The sequence below is a fragment of the Actinoalloteichus caeruleus genome (assembly GCF_049311605.1).
GTDB lineage: Bacteria > Actinomycetota > Actinomycetes > Mycobacteriales > Pseudonocardiaceae > Actinoalloteichus_B > Actinoalloteichus_B caeruleus.
This window is the reverse complement of record NZ_CP186005.1, coordinates 5,102,030-5,126,439: the sequence shown is the minus strand read 5'-3', so window position 1 is coordinate 5,126,439 and position 24,410 is coordinate 5,102,030. Positions and strand designations below refer to the sequence as shown.

Here is a 24,410-nt window from a genome sequence, read left to right as displayed (position 1 = left end):
GGAGTTCGCCCGCCCGAACTCAGCTCCACACGCGAGGAACCGAGGTCAGTCGTCCGACGGCGAGCTGGTGTCCGGATAGGTCGGCGTCCGAGCCGAGGAGCACGGACCAGGGTGACGGTGCCGGTCCTGGACCTCCAGGCCGGGATGCCCACGGCCGTTGATCGGCGCGGGCTCGGCGCCCCGCCGGCGGGTCACGCCCGACGGGCGTTCTCCGGCCAGATCACCACGACGGGGATCCCTCGTTGGCGGGCGGCGGCCACGACGTCCGCCGTGCGGCTACGACCGTCGGACGACTGGCCGTCCCACACGGCCACCAGCCGTTCGACGAGGTTCAACACCCGTTCGCTGGCCGCGACGTAGGCATCACGAGTCGACCTCTCGAACGGCATCACCTCGACATCGGTGGCCCTGTCGATCAGCGCGTCGAACTCGGCCGCGTTGTCGGGTCCGACCTTGCGTTCCCGGTAGTCCTCGGCGGGGAGCACCACGGTGGTGGTGCCGCCCAGGGCGAGCACCGCACGAGCGAAGATCTGGTCGGCGCCGCGGGCCAGGCAGGTCACGCCGACCAGCTCGCCGTCGCCCTCCGCCCGCAGGTGGTCCCGCAGGGCGGTCTCCACGAGGGAGACCGAGTCCGGGCTCAGGTTCGAATGGCCGGTGATGCCGATGCGTGCCACGGTCGAGGTGGTCCCTTCGTGGTTGTGCGCCGGAGGGGCTGCGGCCTGGGGCTCTCGGGAAGCACCGCCTCACCCCCGTGGTTCGAAGCGGGCGGCGATGGCGTCGAGGTCCTCGCGGTTCCAGTCGAGGGCTCCGGTGCGCAGATCCTCGGTCACCGCCTCCAGCCACCGCAGTTCCGCGAGGGCGGTGGCGCGCTGGTACTCGCCCTCCAGGAGCACGACCCGGGGGAGCGCCCCCGCCACCCGTGCCTCCTCGGCGTCCAGGTCCGCCAACGTGCGTCGGAGCGCCTCCGCCCGCCGTGCCAGCAGGGTGAGTGCCGCGTCCGGGGTGAGCAGGGGGAGGAAGGCGAGGGCCGCCGGGAACTCGGGGAACTCCCGTGCCGGGGTGGACAGCATCTCCCGCAGCCATCCGTCGAGGGTGGCCGCGCCCTCGTCGGTGAGTTCGTAGACGGTGCGCTCCGGTCGGTCCCCGACCCGTTCGGTGTCGCGCACCTGGACCAGCTCGTCGCGGAGCAGGCGATCGAGCGTCTGGTACACGCTGTTGCGCTGCGCGACGTTGACCACCTGGTCCTTCCTGCGCTCCCGGATGAGTTCCCGCAGGCGGTAGGCGTGCGTCGGGGCCTCGGCGAGCAGGGCGAGCAGGGCCATCGCCAGCGGTGACCTTCGGGAGGGACGACCGGACATGGGCACACCCTAGCCAGCTTGCGAGTATAGTCATTTTATGTATAGTCATACTATGACCTCGGGGAGGGGATGGCGATGACGAGGGTGCTGGTGATCGGGGGAGGAATAGCGGGAACGGTCGCGGCGGTGGCGCTGCGCCGGGCTGGGCTGGATCCGGTCGTGTACGAGGGGTACGACCGGACCGCCGACGGCGTGGGCGCCTACCTCGGCGTCGCCACCAACGGCCAGTCGGCCCTGGCCGAACTGGGCCTGTTGGAACGCGCGCTCGCCGCCGGGTTCGACACGCCACGGATGGCCTTCCGCACCGGTTCCGGCCGTTTCCTCGCCGAGCTCGCCCAGGGCGGGGCGCTGCCCGACGGCACCGTGACCAGGACGGTCCGCCGGTCCGACCTCTACCGGGCGTTGCGGGACGCGGCCCTCGACGAGGGGGTGCGCGTCGAGTACGGCCGCCGCCTGGTGGGCCTCACCGAACGCCCGGACGGGGTGACCGCGCGCTTCGCCGACGGGAGCGAGGCGACCGGCGACCTGCTGGTCGGCGCGGACGGGCTGCGGTCCCGGGTGCGCGGGGCGATCGACCCTGGCGCGCCCTCGGGCCGGTACGTCGGCCTGCTCAACACGGGGGGCTTCGCGCCGGGAGTGCCGGTGGACGCCGAGCCGGGCGTGGCCAACATGGTCTTCGGGCGTCGCTGCTTCTTCGCCTACTACCGCCACCCCGACGGGGAGGTGTGGTGGTTCGCGAACCCGCCCCGCGCCCAGGAGGCCAGCCAGGAGGAGTTGGACGCGATCGACCCGACGTGGTGGCGGGCGCACCTCCTGGAGCTCGTCGCGCGCGACCGCACGCCCGCGGCCAGGATCATCGCCGCGACCGAGCGGATCATGCCGCCCTGGAACACCTACGACCTGCCGTCCGTGCCGACCTGGCACACCGACCGCTGCGTGCTGGTCGGGGACTCGGCGCACGCCACCTCACCCTCCTCCGGGCAGGGCGCGTCACTGGCCATCGAGGACGCGTTGGTGCTGGCGAAGTGCCTGCGGGACGTGCCCGACCACCCCGCCGCGCTCGCCACCTACACGGCGTCGCGGCGGGACCGGGTGGAGCGGGTCGTCGCGCAGGGCAAGCGCAACGGGGACCAGAAGGCCCCCGGGCCGGTGGCGCGCGTGGTGCGGGATCTCGCGCTGCCCGTCGTCTTCCGGCGGATGGCCAGGGCCGAGGCCGTCGACCAGCGATGGCTCTACGAGTACCGGGTCGACTGGGAAGCCCCGATCACCGCCGCCGTCGGCTGAGCAGGCGGCGAGGGCGGCCAAGGGGAGGACGGGGGCGGCTGGGACGCGCTCAGCCCGGCAGCGGTTCGCGGTCCCTGCCCTCCCACGCCGCCCACAGCCGCGCGTAGCGGCCACCGGCGGCCACCAGTTCCTCGTGCGAACCGACCTCCACGATGCGCCCGTGGTCCATCACCACCACGCGGTCGGCGGCCACCGCCTGGGGCAGGCGGTGCGCGACGACCAACGACGTCCGCCCCTCGGTGGCGGCGAGGGCGGCCTGTTCCAGGTCACGGGCCCCGGAACTGCCCGCCTCGGCGCTGGCCTCGTCGAGGATCGCCACCGAGGGGTTGGCCAGCACCAGCCGGGCCAGGGCCAACTGCTGGGCCCGCGGCGCCGTCAGCGGGTGGCCCTCCTCGCCCACCCGGGTCTCGATGCCCCCCGGCAGGCCCTCCGCCCAGCGGCGGGCGCCCACCGCCTCCAACGCGGTGAGCACCTCGGCCTCCGACGCGTCCGGTGCGGTCAGGCGCACGTCGTCCACCAGCCGACCGGAGAAGACGTGCACGTCCTGGCTGACGAGCATGACGTGGCGGCGCAGCTGGCGGAGTCCCAGCTCGGCGAGCGGAACACCGCCAACCCGGACGGAGCCCTCCGCCGGGTCGAGGAGGCCGGCGACGATCGCGGCCAGGGTCGTCTTCCCGGCTCCGCTGGCGCCGACGAGGGCGACCCGCTCACCCGGCTCCACCACCAGGGTCACGTCGTCCACCACCAGCGGACCGCCGTCGTAGCGGTGGCTCACCCCTTCGATCCGCAGGCCCGCGTCGGCGGGGCGGGGCGGTGCCTCCGGTTCGGGGGTCGCCGGGAGGCGCGCGACGCCCACCAGGCGAGCGAGGCTCGCCCCCGCCGACTGCACCTCGTCGAAGGACAACAGCAACGCGCCGAGCGGGGAGAACAGCCGGTGGAAGTACAGGGCCGCCGCCGTGGTCGCGCCGACCGTCACGATGTCGGCCCTGACGAGGAGGAACCCGGTGACGACGATCGCCACGAGTCCCACGCACTCCGCGCGGTTGGCGCCGGAGGCGAACCGGGTGAACAGCCGGAACACCCGGACCGAGATGTCCCGGGACCGCGCGGAGCGGTCGGTGACCAACCCCATCCGGGCCTCGCCCAGCCGGTGCGCGTGCACCGCGTCCACCCCGTGCAGGGAACTGACCAGGGCCTGTGACCTCTCCCCGATGGCCACCCGTTCCGCCGCGTAACCGGGGCCGGAACGCGGCAGGTACCAGCGCAGTGACAACACGTACATCGGGAGGGTCACCATGCCGGCCAGCCCGAGCCGCCAGTCCAGGGTGAGCAGGCCACCCACCGTCAGGACGACCGTGAAGAACGCCGAGATCAGCACCGCCGCCTGGTTGGTCACGATCCGGCCGACGATCGACACGTCGTCGCCCACCCGGGAGAGCAGGTCCCCGCTGCCCACCCGTTCCAGGGTGGTGGTGGGCAGGTGCAGGGCGCGGTCCACGACACGTTCCCGCAGCCGGGCCAGCACCGTCTCGCCGGCACGGGCGATCAGCGCGGTGGCCACCCCGGTGAGCAGGCCACCCAGCAGCGCCGCACCGGCGATGAGCGCGACCGTCCACAGCACGGCGGACCCGTCGGCGTCCGGACCGCCAGCCGCGATGGTGTCGACCAGGTCGCCGAGCACCCAGGGGGCCACCAGACCGAAGGCGTTGCCGAGCAGGCAGGCGCCCAACGCGGCGCTCGTCGTCCACGGCTGGCGGGCCAGTTCGCCCCGCAGCACCCGCCAGACCTGGCGCGGTGTCGCGACCGGGAGGCGGTCGGCCGCCGAGGTCGCCGTGTCGAACTCGGCGGCCGCCGCCGAACGCCTCCGCCGGCGGCGGCCGCCGGTCCCCGCCTCCGCGCTCATCGCAGTACTCCCCGCTGGTAGGTCTCGTCGGTGGCCGCCAGGTCGGCGTGGGTGCCCTCGGCGCGCACCACTCCGTCGGTGAGGACCACCACCCGGTCGGCCCGGGCCAGCAGCGCCGGACTGCTGGTGATGAGCAGCGTCGTCCTCGGGCCGCCCGCTGGCGGGCCCTCCCCGTCACCGCCCGCCGGTCGTTCGTCCCGACCGCCCGCGTCGGGGTCGTCGGCACCGGGAGGGTGGGTGGCGGGGTGGCGCAGCTCGGCCACGCCGAGGGCGATGACCTCCTCGGTGACCGCGTCCACCGCCGTGGTGGGGTCGTGGAGCACCAGGACCGGCGGGTCCGCCAGCAGTGCCCTGGCCAGGGCGATCCGTTGCCGCTGCCCGCCGGACAGCGAGGCCCCCCGGTCCAGGACCTCGGTGTCCAGCCCCTCGGCCTGGGTGGCCACCACCTCGTCGGCGGCCGCGGCCCGCAACGCGCGCTCCAGGCCGGTGGCGGAGACCTCGCGGCCGGAGGTGACCGCGTCCCGGAGGGTCCCCTCGAAGAGCGTGACGTGGTGGGTCTCCACCAGCACCGTCCGCCGCAGTTCGTCGATGTCCACCTCGGACACGGCGACGCCGTCGACCACCAGCTCCCCCTCGTGGTCGGCGGCCGGAACCCGCCCTGACAGCAGGGCGAGCAGCGCATCGGCGTCCCTCGGGTCGTCCACGACGACCCCGACGAACTCGCCGGCCCGCACGGTGAGGTCCAGTGACCGCAGCGAGCCGTGCGCGACGCCGTCGAACCGCAGCTCCCGGAACCCGTGGAGCCGGGCGGAGCCCGGCCGCACCACGGGCGGCGCGGTGAGGAGGGTGACCAGCCGGGCGGCGGAGGCCCTGGACACGGCGATGCCCTGCCCGCAGATCCCGAGCAGTTGCACCGGTTCGGCGATGAACTGGGCCAGCCCCACCACGGTGATCAGCTCGCCGATGGTGATCTGGCCGTCCACGGCGAGCCAACCGGCGAACCCGGCCACCACGGCCAGCAGCAGCCCGCTGGCCGCCGTGGTCGCGCCCCGGTGTGCCCCCAGCGGGGTGGCCGCCCGCAGCGTGCGGCGGAGCGCGTCGTCACTGGACTCGCGGTACCGGCGCACGGCGCTCGGTTCGCCGCCGATGCCCCGGAGGGCGCGCACGCCGCGCACCAGGTCGGTGGCGAGCGCGGCGGTTCGCGCCGTGGCCGCCTGCTTCTCCCCGGCCCTGCGGGTCAGCAGGGGGCCGAGCAGTTGGAGCAGGACGACCAGCACCGGCACCCCGACGAGCACGCCGAGCCCGAGCGGGACGTCGATCCGCAGCAGGACGAACGCCGAGATGCCCAGGGCCACCAGACCGGAGAAGAAGCTGGGCACGTCACGCAGGACGTCGGAGGTGCGTTCGGCGTCCGAGGTGGCGACGCTGAGCAGCTCCCCGGTGGCCAGCCCGGAGCGCTGCCCCCTGGGGTCGAGGGCACGTCCGGCGGTCTCCACGCGCAACAGGTGGTTCTCCTGCTGGATCGCGCCGAACAGCGACCGGGCGCCCAGCCGCCAGGACAGGGCGAGCACGGTGAACAAGGCGGCCAGCCCGAGCACGGACAGGCCCAGTGCCCCCGGGTCCCCGGTCGCCACCGCCCGGTCGATGATGATCCCGATCGCGACGGGGACCAGCGTCTCGGCTGCCTGGTGGCCGGACAGCCCGAGGATGCCGCCGGTCAGGCGTAACCGGTGTCGTGCCAGGGCGCGCCACAACACCCGGTTCGCGGTGAGCGGACGACCACCGCCCCGGCGAGGCTCGGGCGCCGGGGGGACGGGGCCCGGCCCGTCACCGCTGCTGTCCATCGCTGTTCCTCTTCTCCTTGGAAGGTCGTCCCCTGATCGGGTGATCGCGCCGCCTCTCCCCGCCGGGCTCCGGGCCCGGGAACGCGGCGTGAGGAACGGTGTCACGCTTTCGTGGGTGATTGACACGGGGGCGGCACCACCGAAGGGGCCGCGAGAGCCGGATCACAGCCCCGCGTCGACGAGTCGCGCGTGGATGTCGTCCACGATCTCCTCCTGGGTGCGGCCGGCGCGCTGTCCCGCGTCCCAGATGGCTCCGATGTCGATGCCGGACGCCGCGAACCGGCGGTTCCACTCCTCCCCGTCCAGCCGCCAGTAGCCGACGGCGTGGTGCTGCCCGTCGGGCACGCGCAGCTCGTGGCGCAGGTGGTGCCGGACGAGCCGGGCCGCGGTGGCCTCGCCGGCCATCCAGTAGCGGCAGGACCTCGGATCGAATCCCGCCGGGAGGTGTTCCCGCAGCGCGGCGGGCAGCAGGCTCCCCGCGCGTCCGAAACGGGGGTTGCGCAGCCAGCGGACCTCCAGGTCGGCCGGCCCGTCGAGGGGCTGTTCGTCGGCGGCGCCACCCACCTCCACGACCACCCGCGTCGGGGTCGCCTCGGGCAGGGACGACACGATCCGGGTGAGGGCGGGCAGCGAGGTCAGGTCACCGGCGAGGACCACCGGCACCCCGGGCGGTGGCGGGACGTAGGAGCCTCGCGGCTGCCCGACCCACGCGACGTCGCCGACGGCGGCGGAGCCGGCCCAGGCAGCGGCGACTCCCCGTCCGTGCAGCACGAGGTCCACGGTGAGCAACGCGGTCTCGGCGTCCCACCGCCGCACCGTGTACCAGCGGCCGAACTCCTCGGCCCGGTAGGCGGGGGCACCGCCGGCCGGCTCCGGGTCCCCGCCGTGCGCGGCGGTCGAGGGCACCACGAGTCGGAACCATTCGTCAGGGGTTCCGACGCTGCCGAACCCGGCCAGCTCCGGTCCGCCGAAGGTGACCCGGACGACGCGGGGGCCGACGCGGTCCACCGCGACGACCTCGGCGCGGAGGTGGTCCCGGCCCACCTCAACCACCGTGCCCGGGATTCCCGCCGCCGGCCACCGGGACCGGGGGCGCGGCGGTGACGTGGTGCCGGCCGATGGGCACGATCATCGGTGTTCCCGACACCGGGTCGGGGACGACGCGGGAGGCCATCCCGAACACGTCCGCCACCACCTCCTCGGTGACCACCTCGCCCGGGGCCCCTTGGGTGACGATCAGCCCGTCCTTCATGGCGATGAGGTGGTCGGCGTAGCGGCAGGCCAGGTTCAGGTCGTGGAGCACCAGGACCACCGTGCTGCCCCGCCGCCGGTTGAGGTCGGTGAGCAGGTCCAGGACCTCCACCTGGTGGTTGACGTCGAGGTAGGTGGTGGGTTCGTCGAGCAACAGCAGGTCGGTCCGCTGGGCCAGGGCCATCGCGATCCACACCCGTTGCCGCTGCCCACCGGAGAGCTCGTCGACCGGCCGGTTGGCGAGGTCGAGGGTCCCGGTGGCCAGCAACGCCTCCGCCACGGCTTCGTCGTCGCCCTGGCTCCACTGCCGGAACCAGCCCTGGTGCGGGTAGCGGCCCCGGCCCACCAGGTCGGCGACCCGGATGCCCTCGGGTGCGGTCGGCGTCTGGGGCAGCAGGCCGAGGACGGCGGCGACGGCCTTGGTGGGCATGCCGTTGATGTCCCTGCCGTCGAGGTGGATCGTTCCCCCGCTCGGCGCCAGCAGCCGGGCGAGCCCCCGCAACAGGGTGGACTTGCCGCAGGCGTTGGCGCCGACGATCACCGTCACCCGTCCCGGGGGGATGTCGACGGACAGCCCGCGCACCACCTCCCGGTTGCCGTAGCCGAGCCGCAGGTCCTCCGCCCGCAGGCTGTGGCGGTCAGTCATCACGCACTCCTCATCCACCGCGCCCGACACGGTTCGACACGGCCAACAGCCACAACAGGTACGGGGCGCCCACCGCGCCGGTCACCACGCCCACGGGGAACTGCGCCCCGCTGACCAGGTGCTGACCCACCACATCGCCCAGGCCGACCACCAGCGCCCCGACCAGGGCGGCGGGCAGCAGCGCCAGGCCGGCGCCCCGGGTCAACCGGCGGGCGATCGGGGCGGACAGGAACGCCACGAAGGCCACCGGGCCGGCGGCGGCGGTGGCCACCCCCGCCAGGGCCACGGCGACGAGCACCAGCCCGAGCCGGGACCGTTCGACCCCCACCCCGAGGCTGGTGGCGGCGGCGTCGCCGAGCTGGAGGGCGCGCAGCGGGCGGGAGAGGGCGACCACGAGCGGCAGCAGCACCGCCATGCCGATCGTCAGCGGGACGACGTGGTCCCAGGTGCGGGCGTTGAGGCTGCCGGTCATCCAGGCCAGCGCCTGCTGCGCGGTGTCCACCCGCGACCGGGTCATCAGGTAGGACACCGCGCTGTTGAGGATCGCGGCGGTGCCGATGCCGACCAGGACGAGCCGGTAGCCGCTGACACCGCGCCGCCAGGCCAACAGGTAGATGGCCAGCGCGGTGAGCATCGCGCCGGCCAACGCGCTGACGGACACGGCGACACCGCCCAACCCCAGCACGACGATGCCGAACACCGCCGCCGCCGACGCCCCGGAGGTGATGCCGATGATGTCCGGGCTCGCCAACGGGTTGCGCACCATGCTCTGGAACAGCGCGCCCGACAGCCCGAACGCCGCCCCGACCAGGATCCCGACCAGCGCTCGGGGCAGCCGCAGGTCACGGACGACGAACTCGGTCGCGGGATCGGCCAGGCCCACCAGGGAGGCCGCGACGTCCCGGAGGGGGATCGGGAACTCGCCGAGGGACAGCGACACCCCGAAGACGAGGACGACGGCGACGGCGAGGACCAGGGTGACGGCGGTGGCGCGGCCACCGCGCCGGAGGCGGGCGGCGGACACCACCCGCCGGGCCCGGAGCAGGTCCGCGCCGTCTCCGGTGCCGACGAGGGCGTCGCGGTCCAGAGCGGGTGTCGGGAGGCTCTTCGTCATCCTCGGATCAGAGCTCCGCGACTCGGCTGCGGCGGACGAGCGCGATGAAGAACGGCGCTCCGATCACGGCGGTGACGATGCCGACCTGGACTTCGCCGGGCCGGGCGATGACACGACCGAGGACGTCGGCGACCAGCAACAGCACCGGCGCCAACATCATCGAGTAGGGCAGCACCCACCGGTGGTCGGGGCCGGTGATCGCGCGGGCGATGTGCGGGATGGTCAGCCCGATGAACGCGATGGGGCCGGCGGCGGCCGTCGCCGCCCCGCAGAGGACCACCACGGCGAGACCGGCCAACCCCCGGGAGAGGGCCACCCGCTGCCCCAGGGCCCTGGCGACGTCGTCGCCGAGGGAGAGCGTGTTGAGCACTCGGCCGCAGCACAGGGCGAGGACCACTCCGACCAGGAGGAACGGCAGCACCTGCCAGAAGATCGTGAGATCCCGGCCGGCCAGCGAGCCCACCTGCCAGAAGCGGAACTGGTCGAAGGTGTCCACGTCGGTCAGCAGGACGGCGGTGGTCAGCGAGGTCAGGGCCGCGCTGACCGCCGCGCCGGCGAGCGCGAGCTTCACCGGGGTCGCGCCCTCCCGGCCGGCCGCCGCGATCCCGTACACCACGGCGGTGGCGAGCGCCGCCCCCAGGAAACCGAACCACACGTACCCCGTCAGGGTGGTCACGCCGAGCAGGCTGATCGCGACCACGACGAAGAAGGAGGCGCCGGCGTTGACACCCAGGATCCCGGGGTCGGCCAGCGGGTTCCTGGCGACGCCCTGCATGACGGCGCCGGCGAGGCCGAGCGCGCCGCCGACCAGGAGCCCCACCAGGGTCCGGGGAAGCCGCAGTTCCCAGATGACCAGGTGGTCCGGATTGGTGGGGTCGACGTCGCGGAGGGCGTCGAGCACGGTCCCGAACGGGATGGGCCTGGTGCCGACGACGAGGCTGGCCACGGCGGCCGCGACCAGCAGGACGGCCAGCACCACCAACCCGGCCGCGAGCCGTCGGCGCGGGGCGCGCCGCCCGGTGGTGGTTCGCGCGGCCGGGTCGGCGGTGCGGAGCGAGCCGGCGGGGCCGGCCGGCGCGAGGTCCTGGTCGGCGGGGTTCATCGGGGCGTCCCGCCCCGCGAGGCCACCGCGCTGGCGGCCGGGACCACCGGTCCGCCCTCGGCTCCTGCTGCCGCCATGCTGGGGTGTTCCCTTCCGGAGAGGAGGCCGGCCGGGAGGCCCGCCTGACGTGGGGGTGAGGGGCGCGGCCAGCCGGTGCTGGTCAGGCGTGCCGCGCCGCGTCGCGGTCAGCAGCGCCACCCAGGACGCGCGGCGGGCCGTGGTGCGCCGGTGCGGTGCCCGGGTGCCCGGTGCCGGTGCGGGGAACGTCGCCGTGCCGCCCTCGCCACGACCGACGAGCGGGACCCTCCCCGCCGGTTCCGCGAGGGGAGCGGCGGTGGGTGCGGTGCGGGGCAGGCATGGGTTTCCCTTCGCCCTACGGGGACATTAGGCGAGGCTATCCTAAAGGATTACCCTGTACGGGTGAAGGTGGACGTGGTGGGTACCGCGCGGTGCAACCCGTCCAAAGCGGCGCTTATGCCGGGCCTGGTCGTGGCCGCGTTCCCGGCCGTCCGGCCCGCGACGAGGGCACCGACCTTCCTACGATCGGTGGATGTCCGATGCCCATACGCTGATCATCGGTGGTGGACAGGCCGGCCTGGCCGGTGCCCAGGCCCTCCGCGCCAGGGGACTCCGCCCCGTGGTGCTCGAGGCCGGCCCCGAAGCGGTTGGTTCCTGGCCGTCCTACTACGACAGCCTCACCCTGTTCACCCCCGCCCGGTACAGCTCCCTCCCCGGTCTCCCCTGCGGCGGCGACCCCGACCGGTACCCGACCCGGGAGGAACACGTCGCCTACCTCCGCCGGTACTCCCGCCTCCTCGACGTCGACATCCGCACCGGCAACCGGGTGCTCGACGTGAGCGCCACCCCCGACGGTTTCGCCGCGCACCTGGCGGACGGCCAGGTGGCGCGCGCGCCCTCGGTGGTGGCCGCCACCGGCAGCTTCGGCCGCCCCCACCGGCCGGCCCTGCCCGGGTTGGACACCTTCACCGGCGTCCTCCGCCACAGCTCCGAGTACCGGCGTCCCGACGACTGGGCGGGACTCCGGGTGGTGGTCGTCGGCGGCGGGAACTCGGCGGTGCAGATCGCCGTGGAACTCGCGGACCACGCCGTCGTGACCCTGGCCAGCCGAGGGACGATCAAGTGGGCACCCCAGTTCGTCGCGGGCCGTGACCTGCACTTCTGGCTGCGCGTGCTCGGGATCGACACCGTGCCCCAGTTCCGGGTGATCCGACGGGGAGGCCGAGCGCCCGTCCTCGACGTCGGCCGCTACCAGCAGGCGGTGGCAGCCGGTCGTCCCGACCACCGCCGGATGTTCGACCGGGTGGAGGGTGACGAGGTGGTGTGGCCCAACGGGCTGCGGGAACGCGTGGACGTGATCGTGTTGGCCACCGGGTTCCGGCCGGACTTCGGCTACCTGCGCGGCCTCGGCGCCCTGGACGGCGAGGGCCGTCCCCGGCAGGTCAACGGGTGGTCCACCACCCACCAGCGGCTGGCGTACCTGGGAGTGGAGGACCAGCGGACCCTGGGGTCGGACAGCATCGTGGGTGTCGGTTCCGACGCCAGGGTGATGGCCAGGCGGATGAGCACCACCCTCGGCCTCCGCCGCCCCACCCTCCTCGGGCGGTGATGGGGCCGCGCGCGGCTGGTCGCTGAGCGCCCTCGCGGACGGCGGCGACATCGGCCCCCGTTCCCCGCGTCGAACCCCGGAATGCCACCCCGGTCGGCCCCCGCCGGTCGATCGGCCGTCAGCGCCCACCCCCCTGCCCGTGCCCGAGTGCCGCCGGTGCCACTCCGCCGGCGGCACTCGGCCGTCACCGGCATGGGCCAGTCCTCCCCGGGGTCGGCCGCGCCCGGCCGGTTCAGAAGTCGACGGTGGGCTTCCGGGCGCGTACCACCAGGTGCCGGTCGTCCAGCCGCGCCGGCTCCTGGGGGTCGGGTGCCACGAGGACGGCGGCGGGCCGGTACCAGAGATCCAGCCGGTCGCCCACGCGCGGGGCCAGGCCGGGTCGCGGGTCGAGCCGGACCCGGGAGACGACCGCCCGGCTGCCGTCCCGGAAACCGATGTGGAGCAGCAGGCGTTCCCTGGCCGGTCCCGTCAGGCCCGATGCCGGTATCGCCTCCAGGTCGAGGACGGTCCCCACCGACCGCCGGCCGCTTTCCAGCAGCGCCAGCACGCGCCGGTCCTCGGCCACGGCGGCCCTCAGTGCCCGGACCGCGACCAGCGAGGACGCCAACGCGACCACCAGCACGGCCCAGGGGAGCCAGGGCGGCGGACCAGGAGCCAGCCGCGCGGCTGGCTCGGTCGCGGATGCCGGCCACACCAGCCCACCCCAGTAGCCCCAGGCCACCGTCGTCGCGCCTCCCCACCAGCACGGGCTGCCAACGGGGGAGAGGACCCGGTCGAGGGCGACCCCGACCAGGGCGGCGATCACCACGGCACCCAGCACGGCCAACCCGGTGGCGGGGAACGCGGCGTGCGCCACGGGCAGGCCCGGAAGCCCCACACCGGTGGGCAGGACGGCGAGGCGCATCAACACCGCGCTGCCGAACACCCCGGCGAGTGCGATCCCGGTTCCCCACACCCGGCGGTACCGGGCTCGGGCCCGGGCCCGAGCCCGCCGGGCGAACGGGTCCGAGCGGGCGGCGGCGTCGTACGGCACTGTTGCCTCCCACCCGAGAACCGTCGCGTCGTGGCCGCGAACGCTAGTGCTGCCGGGTGAACGGGTGGTGACAGGGCGCGGTCACGGCCCAGGCGGTCACGTGGCCGGTCGTCGGCGGCCTGACCGGGCGGTTCGCGCGGTCGACCCAGTGTCCCGCGAGGCCACCGTCGACGGGACCGCCGGCCGGAGGAGGTGGTCGCCGCCCCCGCGGGGTGGCGACCACCAGTCCCGGTCTCCGCCACCGCCGCGGCCGGTGCGGGGGGCCGCCCCGAGCGGGGACGGCACCTTGCGGCCCGGGCACCGGTCGAGGGCAGCACCGGCGGCCCCGCCCTGACGTCCTCGCACCGGCCGGGTCCCCGCCCACGGCACCGCTTGCTCCGCGCCGCGACGAGGCCGCTCCACCGGTCCCTGCGCACCCCTGATGACCAGGGGAGGCATCCGGCCGATCCCACCCAGGGAGGGTGGTGAATCCCGTCGGCCGGAGCGGGGAGCGGTTTCGGCGCCGACCTGTCGGGTAGCCCGACGGCACGTGGTCCCAAGGAATCGGAGCGCGAGACGATGGCTGAGCAATTCGACGTCCGGTCGATGGAGGACGAACGGCACCGGGAGCGCAACACCTCGCAGCTGGTGCACGACGCCTTCGAACAGACCCGGCACCTGATCCGCGGCGAGATGCGACTGGCGATGCGGGAGTTCTCCGGCAAACGCCGCCACGCCACCATGGGCGGCGGCATGTTCGGCGGAGCGGCGGTCTTCGCCCTCTACGGCGGGGGCGCGCTCGTGCTGTGCGTGGTCCTCGCGCTGGCGCTGGTGTGGCCGGGCTGGCTGGCGGCGCTGGTGACGGGTGCCGCGCTGCTCGCGGCCGCCGGCGTGATGTCGCTGGTCGGCCGTCGCGAGTTCCGCAAGGTGACCCCGGTCGTGCCCGAACAGACGGTCGCCAACATGCGGGACACGGTGGACACCATCAAGTCGCGGACGGGGCGGTGAGGACATGAGCCACCGGAACGGAGACAGGCAGCACGGCGGCCGGCACACCGCGACCCGTGGGAGCTGGGCCGACGAGGAACTGCGGCGCGACATCGAGGCCACCGAGCACGAACTCGCCGACACCGTGGCCGACCTCGTGGACAAGTTCGACGTGCGGGGCAAGGTCTCGGACCTGACCGAGGAGAAGCTCCACTCGCTCGACCAGGCCGCCGCGCGACTCACCGAGAAGGCCCCGCCCCAGGTGGCCCGGCAGCTCGACCGGGGCCGGGAGGCGATCCGCAAGCGGCCAGGCGCCACCCTCGGGTGGACGGCCGCCGCGCTGCTCGTGCTGGTGGCGCTGGGTCGTCGACGCGCCCACCGGCACCACCACCGGGCACACCACGGCCTCGGGCACTTCCGGCACCACGGGCCGGCGAGGGGACGCCAGCTGGACGGCTACGAGGTGTGGGAGATCTGACCCTGGCACCGGCCTCCCCGTTCCGCCACACTGGACGGATGGCGCCGGCACCGCTGTCCGTCACGTCGTGGGGCACCGCCGGTCCGCGCGTCGTCCTGGTGCACGGCTCGGGGACCTGGGGCGCGGCCACGTTCGGGTTCGCCGCCCAACGGCCGTTGGCCGCCGACCACCAGCTGGTGGTGCCCGACCGGCGTGGCTACGGCGCGAGCCCCGACACGGCCCGCAGCGATCCGCATGAGGACGCCATCGACATCGGCGAGCTGCTCGACGACGGAGCCCACCTCGTGGGGCACTCCTCGGGCGCCGTCGTCGCGCTGCTGGTCACGGCAGCCAGGCCGGACAGGGTCCGCAGCCTCACCCTCATCGAACCCGCGTGCTTCCAGCTCGCCCCGCGCGACCCCGTCGTCGCGGCTGCCATCGCACGCAACCGGGCGGCCCTGGACGCGGTCCCGCCGACGATCGACGCCGAGGAACTGGTCCGCCTCAACTACCGGTCCGCCGGTCTCCCCGTTCCCGAGATCACCGAGCGGCACGTCCGGGCGACCAGGACCGCGCTCGCCGAACGACCGGCCTGGGACACGCCGATCCCCTCCGAAGCCGTGGCGAACGCCCCGCGTCCCACGCTGGTGATCACCGGGACCTGGGAGAACGCCGCCGACGACTACCGGGAGCACGGGGGCCGCCCCATCATGGCCTGCGCGCGGGTGACCGCCGACCTGCTGGGCGCCGAGCTGCTGCGGGTGCCCGGCGCCAGCCACTGGCCGCACCAGGGGCGGCCGGACCTGGTGAACACCGCGTTGTCCCGGCTGTGGCGTGGCTGATCCGCCGGGCCGCCCGCCCGGGCTCGTCGTCGCCGGAGACCAGGAGGCAGCGGTGGGGTGCCGGAGCCGGCACGGGGTGCCCGGTTCACCCCGGGGGAGCGGGACACCGGCTCCCGGGGGCACGTCGTCGCAGCGAGGTGACCGGGTACGCGCGTCTCCCGCTGCTCGCCACCTGCCCGGCGACCTCGCGCCGGGCGGGCGGACCCGGGTGGGAGGCCTGGCGTGACGCCTCCCGTGGTGTGGATCGGCGGTCCGCCCGGAGCCGGGAAGAGCTCGGTGGCCCGGCTGCTCGCCCGCCGGCACGGGCTCCGCGTGTACGCGAGTGACACCCGCACCTGGGAGCACCGCGACCGCGCCCTGCGTGCCGGCGTGCCCGCCGCGCTCGACTTCGAACGCCTCTCCGTCGAGCGCCGGTGGTCCGCGCCGCCCGAGGTGCTGGTGGCCCGGTCGCTGCACCACGAGCGGGGGCCGATGGTGGTCGAGGACGTGCGGTCCCTGCCCCCCGAACCACTCACCGTCGTCGAGGGCACCATCATCACCCCCGGGGTGGTCGGGCCGGACGCCACCGCGGTGTGGCTGCTGCCCGACGCGGCGGAACGGCGCCGGCGCCTCCGGGACCGGGACCTGAGCCGACCGGTGCTCAGGTTCTACGAACTGCTCGCGGAGCGGATCGAGGACGAGGTCCACGGGCGGGGCGCGCCGGTCGTCCACACCGGTCGGGGAGCGCCCCTCCGGCGGGTGGTCTCCGAAGTCGAGGAGCGGTTCGCCGCCGCCCTCGCCGCCGGGCCCGTCGTCCGGGACCGCGCCGGCCGGGTGTCCCTGCTCCGACTGGCCAACCTGGACGTCGTCCGCCAACACCTCGCCTACCTGGCACGGCCGTGGACCACCGGCGACGCCACCACGATGGTGGCCCACTTCGACTGCGAGTGCGGGCGGCGGGACTGCGAGGCGCTGGTGGGACTGGCCGTCGCCGACTTCCCGACCGGGCCGGCCCACCTCGACCCGGTCCTCGCGGCGGGGCACGCTCCCCGGCGGAGCTGAATTCCCGCGCCTCGGGGCGTGCGCCTCGGCGGGCCTCGTCGGGCCCGGACCGCGAGGCCGGGCCCGACGTCGGGGCTCAGGTGGTCACGCGTTCCGTCGGCCCGTCCTGGGAACGACTGGCGGCCGGCGCGGCCGCCCTCCCCCGCGACCGGTAGGTCAGGCCGCGCAACACCACCTCCGCCGGGCCGCGCCGGCCGGCGCGTTCCAGCAGGGCGCTGGCCACGACCGTCAGCAGCCAGACACCGATGGCGAACAGCGCCATCTGAGCGCTGCCGAACGAGGCGCCCCAGCCGAGGCCCCAGGCGGCGAGCAGTGGGGCGCAGAGCACGGACTGCGCCAGGTACGCCGACAGGGACCTGCGTCCGGTGGCGACGATGGCTCCCCCGATCCGGCCCACCCCGCCCCGCCGGGAGATGCGGTGCGAGACCAGCGCGAACACGGCGACGTAACCAACCCCGCCGAACAGGCCACTGGTCATGTGCGTCAGGCTCAGCGCCTCCTTCATCAACGTGGAGACGGACAGCACGTCGACCCGCGCGAGCGCGTAGGGCAGGCCTCCCAGGAGTACACCGCCGCCGAGGCCGACCACCGCGGTCGGCCGCAGCAGGCGGAGGTGCTGGCCCGGCTCCTCCAGCACCCGGCGGCGGGCGGCCCAGAAGCCGAGCAACATCGACACGGGCAGGACGAGCAGGACGAAGCCCTGCACGACGACCAGGAACAGCCACGCCGGCAGCCGGCCCTGGATGCTGGCGAGGTAGCTCGTCTCACTGATGTTGCTCGTCAGGAACGGTACGTAGTCCAGGGGGGCTCCCCCGGCCGTGCCCTCGGGTGCGAGGGCCGCGAGGACGACGAGCGCCAACGACAGCGTGAGGACCAGCCCGCTGAGCACGGCCGACCAGACCAGCAGCACCCGGTCGGACCGGCGGAGGAACAACCAGCAGAGGATCAGGCCCGTCATGCCGTAGGCGGCGAGGATGTCGCCCATCCACAGTAGGGCCGCGTGCGCCACGCCGAAGACCAGCAGCCACAGGTGCCGCCGCCGCAGCAGCGCCCGCGCGTCGCGTTCCTGCGTGCCGGTGGCCAGTTGGCGGCTCAGCAGCTGCACGATGCCGTAGCCGAAGAGGAACGCGAACATCGGGTAGGAGCGCATGTCGACCCCGGCGACGAGCACCACCTGGGTGATCTTGTCGGCGACGGAGCCGTCGACCGGATGCGCGCTGCCGGGGCTCCGCTCGGATCCCCACAGGTAGAAGACGGTGTTGGCGAGCACGATGAGCAGCAACATGCAGCCTCGGGCCAGATCAGGCGCGAGGACGCGTTCGCCGGCCTTCACCGGACCGCGTTCGGACGGAGTGGTGGTGGTTGTCATGGTGGTGTTCCTCCCCAGATCGTTCCAGCGCGCGCACCGGCTCGTGGGCCTTCCGCGCGCGTGGGTCGCGGCATGGTTGGAGTGAGCGGCGATCGGTGGACTTCCTCCGGCGTGGTGCTCGCGGCCTCGGACCAGCGCGAGACGCTGATCCCCGCGCTCGCTGTCCGGTGTGGGCACCTCTCGCCGGAAGGCGCTCCAGCCCGCGTTCCTGAGAGTTCCGCGCCCGAGATGTCGTCGCGAGCGGCCCGACCGCCTACCCCGTCCGCCGCCGATCGGGGTCTGAATCGGTTCGCAACAGAATTCCACACAATTCCTCTGGCCTCGGCTGGGCTGGCGGAGTAACCTACGTCACCAGAAGCCCCGGCCTCGGCCGGGGTTTCGCCATGTCAGGGCCGGGTGGAGCGGTACGGGTCGTCTCCCGGCGGCCAGTGGGCAACGACCCTCGCGGGCGAGCGTGGCGGTGGTGCGCGTCGAGCTCGAGACCGCGACGGGCGGACGACGTCGCGGCCGTCGTCGGCAGCGGACGCTCTGCCCGGAAAGGTCCCCTAGCCGCCGACCGGAGGCCACATCGGACGCAGTCGTGGGCCCTCCTCGGGCAGGACGATCGGCTCGCCCAGCGCGCGGAAGCCGTACCGCTCGTAGAGGGCGGCGGCCCGGGGTGAACTCGCCTCCAGGTAGGCGGGCCGACCCGCCTCGTCGATCCTGGCGAGCTGGTGGCGCAGCAGCGCTCCGCCCACGCCCCGTCCCCGGTGATCCGGTCGCACCCCCATCTGCTGGAGGTACCAGTGCGGTTCTCCGGCGGGGTGCCGCTCCTCGGTCATCCGCCGCACCGTCGCCATCCGTGGCGCGTGGGGGCCGTAGACCGCTTCGAAGGCCGCCGCCACGGCCGCGTCCGCCTCGTCCTGGCTCGCGGCGGCGATCGACCGGTCACCGGTCGTCGAGGTGGGGTCGATGAACTCCAACAGGGAGACGCCGGTGACCTCGTCCGGTCTGGTTCCCGCCACGACGACCTCCCCCGTCGCGACGACGGCCCCGATCCACGGCTCGGCCGCCTCGGGGTCGCGCACGATGCGTTCCCGCCGCTCGTCCTGGTCGGGGATGACCCAGGTGATCACGGCCTCGCCCTCGCTGGCGGCGGCGAAGGCCGCCGCCGCTCCGGCGATGTCGTCCCGCCCGGCCCGCCACACGGTGATCGTCTCGGACACTGAACCCTCCCAGATGCGTACGGTGTACTCATGGTCTTGGGTGAGGATACGCACATCCGCGCAGCGGGCATGATGGCGGGGTGGCGGAGGACGACGACCGGGCGGCGGAGCGGTCCGGCAGGACCGGGCTCACCGTGGAGCGCATCGTGCGGGCCGCGATCGCGGTCGCCGACGAGGAGGGGCTGCCCGCGCTGTCCATGCGTCGCCTCGCCGTCGAGCTGGACGCCGGCGCGATGTCGCTCTACCGGCACGTCCCCGGCCGCGCCGCCCTGACCGCCCTGATGACCGAGGAGGTCTTCGGCGAGATCCGCCACCCGGTGCCGGGCCCTTCGGGCTGGCGCGCCCGGCTTGAGCTCGCCGCGCGGCAGGAGCGGTCGATGTACCGGCGGCACCCGTGGGTGCTCGGGGTCGTGGCCATGACCGCCAGGCCGCCGTTGGGGCCGAAGGTGCTGGCCGCGGCGGAGTGGGTCGCCGCTTCGGCGGTCGCCGCCGGCTTGTCGCCCGTCGAGGCGCGTCGGGTGTACGTCACCCTCGGCGACTACGTGCAGGGCGCGGCGCTCTACGAGCTCGTCGAGGCCAGGGCGAGGGAGACGAGCGGGGTGGACGCCGCGACGTGGTGGGAGTCGCGACTGCCGGACCTGCGGGCGCTGTTCGAGGGGGGCGACCTGCCCACGCTGGCCGCGAGCGTGGTCGGGGTGGATCCCTCCGCCGCGGACAAGACCCTGGTGTCCGATGAGGGCTTCGAGTTCGGGCTGGCCCGGGTGCTCGACGGGATCGGGGTGTTGGTGGCCGACCGCGCTCGCGGGTCGGTGGCGGCGCGGCCCGGCGAGGACGCGGGCCAGGCCATCCCAAGGGAGTATCAAAAAGTAACTCCGGTGTTCGCTGGTGCGGGAGCCCGCACCCCGGAGCCGGCTTCGGGCCCCGACCCGACCGAGGACCACCCGGCCGCGACCGAGGACAGCGGCCACCCCCTCGACGGACCCGTCGCCGCCGCGCTCGCGACCCTGGGCCGCCGCTGGGTGCCCGAGATCCTCTACGTGCTCCACCGGGGTGCGGCGAGGTTCGTCGACCTGCTCTCCGCCATCCCCGGACTGTCCCGGCGGGTGCTGTCCGAACGCCTCGTCCTCCTCACCGAGGAAGGGCTCGTGGAGCGGCGGGTGGCGGACGGCTCAGCTCCCAGGAACGACTACCGGCTCACCGCGCGGGGCCGCGAACTGGACGCGGTGTTCCGCGCACTCGACGGATGGGCGGCGGGCGGGGACGCGCGGGAGCGGACGACGGCGTCGGAGTGATGGCCGCTGGCCGTCGACCCGCGTGGGGCGGCACGTCCGGCGCGGCGGGCGCCGGCCGCGCGGCGGCGGAGCTCGGATGGATCTCCCGGCGCGTGCGACAGGCTGGTCAGTCGCCGGACGGGTGCTCGGAGCGCCGGCCCGGTGCCGTCGAATCCCGGTCGTGGCGCTCGACCGGGATTCGAGGAGGTCGGGAACGCGAGGAGGTCGGGAACGGCACGCCGCCGTCGCGCGGCATGGTCTCCGACCCCGTTCGACCGCGTCCGAATCCGGGCGGGCCGCGGGCCCATCGGCCGGGAGGAGACACGTCGTCGGGCGTGCTGCCCGGCCGTCGATTCCGGACAGCAGGTCACCGGCCACGGTCCCCGGTGGACTCCTCCCGGTAGCGTCAGGGATCCACGGGACCCCCGTCGCGGCGGTCCCGTGGCGAGGAAGGACAGCAGCCCGGAACAGCGTGAGGACGGACCCGTGCCCACTCCCGGAACGCCCACCCCCACCGCCCCGGAATCGGGGCCCCGCCTGGGGTTCTTCGCGAGGCTGGAGGGCGAGGGCGACGCGGCCGCGGCCTACGCGGACGGCCTCCGGATCTTCGAGGCGGCTGAGGAGTTCGGCTACGCCACCGGTTGGGTGGCCCAGCACCACTTCGGGTCCCACCGGGGGAGCGTCCCGGCTCCGCTGGTGTTCCTGGCCGCGGCCGGCCAGCGGACCAGTCAGCTCCGACTGGGCACCGCCGTGATCACCCTGCCGACCGAGTCCCCGGTGCGGGTGGCTGAGGACGCCGCCGTCCTCGACGCCCTCACCGGCGGCCGGGTGGAACTCGGTGTGGGGTCCGGCTCCGAGCCGGAGACCTTCGAGGCGTTGGGCGCGGACTTCGCTGCTCGTCGGGAGGAGTTCGCCGAGCGGATCGGGGAGCTGCGGTCGGCGCTGGCCGGTGAGCCATTGCCCGGCGGCGCCGTCCTGAGCCCACCTCGCCCCGAGCTGACCGGGCGCTTGTGGCAGGCGGCGATGAGCGTGTCCGGGGCGCGTCGGGCGGGCGCCCAGGGCACCGGCCTGCTCCTGGCCCGCAACGCACCGGACTCGGACCGCCCGCCGGGGGAGCGCCAACTGGACCTGGTCCGCGCCTACCGGGAGGCATGGCGACCGCTCGGCGGGGGCACGCCGAGGATCGGGGTGTCCCGGACGGTCCACGTCTCCTCCGACACGGCGACCGCGCGGGCTGAGCTGCTCGACGGGCTCCGCCCCTACCTGCGGCAGCGGCGAGCCGAGGACCCCGCCGCCGAGGAGATCCGCCCGGAACGGGTGCTGGTCCAGGACGGCGTGGTGTACGGCGACGCCGAGCGGGTGGCGGAACTGCTCGCGGCGGATCCGACCGTGGGCCTGGCCGACGAACTGCTCGTCCAGGCATTCCCGGCCAGGCTGGCGCCTGACCGCCTCATCGAGTCCCTGCGGCTCCTCGCCACCGAGGTGGCACCCGCCCTGGGATGGCGGCGGCCCGGGACGGCCGGGGCCACCACCCGCTGATTCCCGCGCGCGGCTGTGCGGTGGCGTTGGACGTTCAGCGGGCCGTGGGTCCGCGACGATGGGGCTGGGGTTCTCCAAGCCCCGTCGTCACGTCATCGAAGCCCGTGCGTGTCGTCCTCGGGCCCCGCCCGGTCAGGAGCGTGTGTAGGTCAGGAACAGCACGCCGCTCTCGTGCGCCTTCGTCTCGACCAGTCGGAACCTCGTGGGGTCGAACGCGCCGCCGAACAGGGCGATGCCCGCGCCGGCGACGACCGGGTTCAGCTTGATCACGAGTCGGTCGATCTCCGGCAGCAGCGCACCGGCCAGCCGCCCGTCGCCGACCGCGTCGAACCGTAGACAGTCGGACCGGCTCTCTCGCGATGGTGAATCCACCAGTCGCCGATTGTCCCGGAAGGGCAGAAGCAGAGCGCTGTCAGCATGCCTCACCGACCACGCACCCGAGTGTCCGTCGTACCGGCGGTGTTCACAGAGCAGCGCGTACCCCCCGGCGCACGTTGGTTCCTGGCGCACGCGAGACCCGGCAGGAGCCTCACGGTGGAATCGTGCGGCCGCTACCCCTTGCCTACCGTCAGATCGTCGAACTCGCCTGTCTTGCAGCCCTTGATCCAAGCGTCCATCTCAGCAGGGGTGAAGAACACGACGCTTCCCCCGGGATGGTTGCTGTTGCGCACGGCGATCCTGCCGTCGTGCAGCGGAGCGACCTCGACGCACGCCCCGCCCTGGTCGGAGCTGAAGCTGGACTTGCGCCACGCCGCGCCGTCGAGGCGGTCCCGGTGCGCCCGGTCAGGTCTGGTCATGATCGAACTCCTCTGCGATATCCCGAAGCATTCTCGCAGACTCGTCGGGAGTGAGAGCCAGCGCGCACAGGTGCTCGAAGGCAACGTTGTGCGCCTCGATCTCGTGCGGTTGTTCCAGGTAGAGCGCACCGGACCGGTGCTCGATGTAGGCGACGCCGGGATCTGTGAGCCAGGGGAACCCGATGACGACGAAGGGTCCGGTCATGCCGGGATGGGCACCTCGTGTGAACGGAATGACCTGCACGGTGATCTTGGGCTGCTCCGCAGCTCCAGCGAGGTGGAGGAGCTGGTCTCTCATGACCTGCGGACTGCCGACAACCCGGCGCAGGGCAGCCTCGTCGATGACCGTCCACAACCGGAGAGGTTCGGGGCTGCGGGAGAGCACGCGTTGACGGTTGAGGCGCAACTGCACGGCGCGTTCGATCTCGTCCTCCGCGCGTTCCGCCGTGCTCCGACGAAGTAGCGCGCTGGCGTACTGCCTGGTTTGCAGCAGGCCGGGAATGAACTGTGCCTCGTATATCCGGGCCTGCGATGCGCCCTGCTCCAGGCCGATGAAGAGGGAGAACCAGCTCGGCAGCGTGTCGGAGCCGTGGCTCTCCCACCAACCTTTCTGACGTGAGTTCTTGGCGGCCTGAACGTAGTCCGGCCAACGTTCCATCGGCACGTTGAACAGCGGCAGTAAGACCTCGTCGAGGTCGCGGATCACCACAGGTCGTTCGGCGGTCTCGTAGTACGAGACCTTGCCGACCGTGCAGCGCAGGGCTTTCGCGACATCTTTCTGATCAAGTCCAGCTTCCTGGCGCAAGCGCGTGAGCTCCAGCGCCAGCCAGCGCCGCCATACCGTAGGACTTGATGTTTCGGGCACCCCAACCTCCTTCGTCAGCGTCGAGGTCAGTGTGCCCGTCATCCATAACCGCCTTTCGAGGTGCCAGCTCGCGAGCGGTCGGTCAACACCAACAGACCACCCCATCGGAGGACTCGCGTTCTGTTGAATCAAAATTTAAGATCTACAAGGTGAGTTTGAGTGCGGGGTGGCTCAAGCCACGCTCGGCCGGGTGTCCTGCGCGGCCGGGGTATCCGCTACAGGTGGGAGGGCGAACATGACCGCAGTGACCAGGGAGGACGAACTGTCCAGCGGGAAGTGGCGATGTGACGCCGACTACCGCAACCCGCTGGACAGCACTGTGCCTAGTCCTGAGGATCGACCGCCGTTGTGCGGTGAGCGCGAGTTCGCCGCCCTGTTGGAGGGGATGGTTGCCGAGTTCGCGCCGCGCGTGTTCGCGGTGGTGCAGGAGTACGGCGATCGCGTGGACGGGCGAATCGCGGCGTGGGGAATCGCATTCGCCGACCACGTGGAGGTTGTCGACGTGGATGGCTGCTCTCGAATGCATTTGCGATCTCCGGAGAGCGCGCTACGCGGGTTCAGCTGGGGGCGCCACATCACTGCCCGGTTGGTCTGGGTCACGAGGGCCGCTGCGACTCCGTGCGACGACGGCTGACTTCACCGCGCTCCCTGCGGTTCGCAGGTCGAAGCCAGCGAGGCAGCTCGCCCCCTGAGGAGATCGGGGCAATCCCCAACCGACTTCGTCTGAGGAACGCTGAGGGCTCCTGCGATGTGTCGAGGACGTGTTCGACACGGCTTCGGCCTCCGCCGTCAGCATCGTCGAGGGGAGTGGACGTGGTGGTTCAGGCGATGGCCTCGCACCACATCCCGTGGTGAAAGGTATCGCGCCGGTCTCCTTCTCCCATGAGCGTTCATCG

Annotated in this window: 23 protein-coding genes; 9 read left to right on the top strand and 14 right to left on the bottom strand. The window is 73.7% G+C overall.

Annotation, left to right across the window (positions count from 1 at the left end; genetic code table 11):
- Positions 1-191: 191 nt before the first annotated feature.
- Together ACOJVX_RS20910 and ACOJVX_RS20905 are read right to left on the bottom strand one after the other, a co-directional pair.
- Positions 192-674, bottom strand: coding sequence for a hypothetical protein (locus tag ACOJVX_RS20910; protein ID WP_418153731.1), 483 nt, complete (start codon positions 672-674; stop codon positions 192-194).
- 69 nt (positions 675-743) lie between these two features.
- Positions 744-1,358, bottom strand: coding sequence for a PadR family transcriptional regulator (locus ACOJVX_RS20905; RefSeq protein WP_337661728.1), 615 nt, complete (start codon positions 1,356-1,358; stop codon positions 744-746).
- Between the two features lie 75 nt (positions 1,359-1,433).
- Here ACOJVX_RS20905 and ACOJVX_RS20900 point away from each other — a divergent pair, with 75 nt between their 5' ends.
- Positions 1,434-2,642, top strand: a complete 1,209-nt coding sequence (locus tag ACOJVX_RS20900) for an FAD-dependent oxidoreductase (protein WP_026419012.1) — start codon at positions 1,434-1,436, stop codon at positions 2,640-2,642.
- Positions 2,643-2,691: 49 nt separating this feature from the next.
- Here ACOJVX_RS20900 and ACOJVX_RS20895 read toward each other — a convergent pair whose 3' ends face one another.
- The 6 genes from ACOJVX_RS20895 to ACOJVX_RS20870 all read right to left on the bottom strand — a co-directional run bounded on the left by ACOJVX_RS20895 (position 2,692) and on the right by ACOJVX_RS20870 (position 10,502).
- Entirely contained in the window at positions 2,692-4,545 is a 1,854-nt protein-coding gene (locus ACOJVX_RS20895) for an ABC transporter ATP-binding protein (RefSeq protein ID WP_422647035.1), read from the bottom strand.
- Positions 4,542-6,389, bottom strand: a complete 1,848-nt coding sequence (locus ACOJVX_RS20890; RefSeq protein ID WP_103056124.1) for an ABC transporter ATP-binding protein — start codon at positions 6,387-6,389, stop codon at positions 4,542-4,544. Before ACOJVX_RS20890 ends, ACOJVX_RS20895 begins: the two co-directional genes overlap by 4 nt.
- A 162-nt stretch (positions 6,390-6,551) precedes the next feature.
- Entirely contained in the window at positions 6,552-7,433 is an 882-nt protein-coding gene (locus tag ACOJVX_RS20885) for a siderophore-interacting protein (protein ID WP_051313992.1), read from the bottom strand.
- A gap of 1 nt (position 7,434) precedes the next feature.
- Positions 7,435-8,286 (bottom strand): ABC transporter ATP-binding protein, encoded by an 852-nt coding sequence (locus ACOJVX_RS20880; protein ID WP_030105716.1) that lies wholly within the window; start codon positions 8,284-8,286, stop codon positions 7,435-7,437.
- 10 nt (positions 8,287-8,296) lie between these two features.
- Positions 8,297-9,400 carry a FecCD family ABC transporter permease gene (locus tag ACOJVX_RS20875; protein ID WP_103056123.1) on the bottom strand — a complete coding sequence of 368 codons (1,104 nt, stop codon included), beginning with the start codon at positions 9,398-9,400 and terminating at the stop codon, positions 8,297-8,299.
- Positions 9,401-9,407: 7 nt separating this feature from the next.
- Complete coding sequence (locus ACOJVX_RS20870) at positions 9,408-10,502, bottom strand: FecCD family ABC transporter permease (protein WP_418153735.1); 1,095 nt, start codon at positions 10,500-10,502, stop codon at positions 9,408-9,410.
- Positions 10,503-11,052: 550 nt separating this feature from the next.
- Between ACOJVX_RS20870 and ACOJVX_RS20865 the strand changes: the two genes are divergently transcribed.
- Positions 11,053-12,129, top strand: coding sequence for a flavin-containing monooxygenase (locus ACOJVX_RS20865; protein ID WP_418153736.1), 1,077 nt, complete (start codon positions 11,053-11,055; stop codon positions 12,127-12,129).
- Positions 12,130-12,361: 232 nt separating this feature from the next.
- On the opposite strand, the gene ACOJVX_RS20860 is transcribed toward ACOJVX_RS20865, so the two are convergent.
- The gene (locus ACOJVX_RS20860; protein WP_418153737.1) at positions 12,362-13,162 is read right to left on the bottom strand and encodes a hypothetical protein; all 801 of its coding nucleotides are present in this window, start codon (positions 13,160-13,162) and stop codon (positions 12,362-12,364) included.
- Between the two features lie 558 nt (positions 13,163-13,720).
- Here ACOJVX_RS20860 and ACOJVX_RS20855 point away from each other — a divergent pair.
- From ACOJVX_RS20855 to ACOJVX_RS20840, 4 genes are all read left to right on the top strand, one after another.
- On the top strand, positions 13,721-14,149 hold the full coding sequence (locus ACOJVX_RS20855; RefSeq protein WP_051313991.1) for a phage holin family protein: 429 nt from the start codon (positions 13,721-13,723) through the stop codon (positions 14,147-14,149).
- A gap of 4 nt (positions 14,150-14,153) precedes the next feature.
- The gene (locus tag ACOJVX_RS20850) at positions 14,154-14,606 is read left to right on the top strand and encodes a DUF3618 domain-containing protein (RefSeq protein ID WP_026419003.1); all 453 of its coding nucleotides are present in this window, start codon (positions 14,154-14,156) and stop codon (positions 14,604-14,606) included.
- A gap of 38 nt (positions 14,607-14,644) precedes the next feature.
- Complete coding sequence (locus ACOJVX_RS20845) at positions 14,645-15,427, top strand: alpha/beta fold hydrolase (RefSeq protein WP_418153739.1); 783 nt, start codon at positions 14,645-14,647, stop codon at positions 15,425-15,427.
- Between the two features lie 222 nt (positions 15,428-15,649).
- Positions 15,650-16,468: an AAA family ATPase gene (locus ACOJVX_RS20840; RefSeq protein ID WP_030105708.1), complete on the top strand. Its 819-nt coding sequence runs from the start codon at positions 15,650-15,652 to the stop codon at positions 16,466-16,468.
- Between the two features lie 76 nt (positions 16,469-16,544).
- On the opposite strand, the gene ACOJVX_RS20835 is transcribed toward ACOJVX_RS20840, so the two are convergent.
- Both ACOJVX_RS20835 and ACOJVX_RS20830 read right to left on the bottom strand, forming a co-directional pair.
- Positions 16,545-17,837 (bottom strand): DUF418 domain-containing protein, encoded by a 1,293-nt coding sequence (locus ACOJVX_RS20835; protein WP_418153740.1) that lies wholly within the window; start codon positions 17,835-17,837, stop codon positions 16,545-16,547.
- Between the two features lie 545 nt (positions 17,838-18,382).
- Positions 18,383-19,042 carry a GNAT family N-acetyltransferase gene (locus ACOJVX_RS20830; protein WP_418153741.1) on the bottom strand — a complete coding sequence of 220 codons (660 nt, stop codon included), beginning with the start codon at positions 19,040-19,042 and terminating at the stop codon, positions 18,383-18,385.
- 80 nt (positions 19,043-19,122) lie between these two features.
- Between ACOJVX_RS20830 and ACOJVX_RS20825 the strand changes: the two genes are divergently transcribed.
- Together ACOJVX_RS20825 and ACOJVX_RS20820 are read left to right on the top strand one after the other, a co-directional pair.
- Positions 19,123-20,334 (top strand): winged helix-turn-helix transcriptional regulator, encoded by a 1,212-nt coding sequence (locus ACOJVX_RS20825; protein ID WP_422647034.1) that lies wholly within the window; start codon positions 19,123-19,125, stop codon positions 20,332-20,334.
- Between the two features lie 465 nt (positions 20,335-20,799).
- On the top strand, positions 20,800-21,852 hold the full coding sequence (locus ACOJVX_RS20820; RefSeq protein WP_418153743.1) for an LLM class flavin-dependent oxidoreductase: 1,053 nt from the start codon (positions 20,800-20,802) through the stop codon (positions 21,850-21,852).
- A gap of 132 nt (positions 21,853-21,984) precedes the next feature.
- Here ACOJVX_RS20820 and ACOJVX_RS20815 read toward each other — a convergent pair whose 3' ends face one another.
- The 3 genes from ACOJVX_RS20815 to ACOJVX_RS20805 form a co-directional block, all read right to left on the bottom strand.
- The gene (locus tag ACOJVX_RS20815) at positions 21,985-22,224 is read right to left on the bottom strand and encodes a hypothetical protein (RefSeq protein ID WP_418153744.1); all 240 of its coding nucleotides are present in this window, start codon (positions 22,222-22,224) and stop codon (positions 21,985-21,987) included.
- 179 nt (positions 22,225-22,403) lie between these two features.
- The gene (locus tag ACOJVX_RS20810) at positions 22,404-22,649 is read right to left on the bottom strand and encodes a DUF397 domain-containing protein (protein ID WP_026418999.1); all 246 of its coding nucleotides are present in this window, start codon (positions 22,647-22,649) and stop codon (positions 22,404-22,406) included.
- Positions 22,636-23,556 (bottom strand): helix-turn-helix domain-containing protein, encoded by a 921-nt coding sequence (locus ACOJVX_RS20805; protein WP_337661726.1) that lies wholly within the window; start codon positions 23,554-23,556, stop codon positions 22,636-22,638. The genes ACOJVX_RS20810 and ACOJVX_RS20805 overlap by 14 nt, the downstream gene beginning before the upstream one ends.
- Before the next feature lie 193 nt (positions 23,557-23,749).
- On the opposite strand from ACOJVX_RS20805, the gene ACOJVX_RS20800 reads away from it, so the two are divergent.
- The gene (locus ACOJVX_RS20800) at positions 23,750-24,148 is read left to right on the top strand and encodes a hypothetical protein (RefSeq protein WP_245588820.1); all 399 of its coding nucleotides are present in this window, start codon (positions 23,750-23,752) and stop codon (positions 24,146-24,148) included.
- The last annotated feature ends 262 nt before the right edge of the window (positions 24,149-24,410 follow it).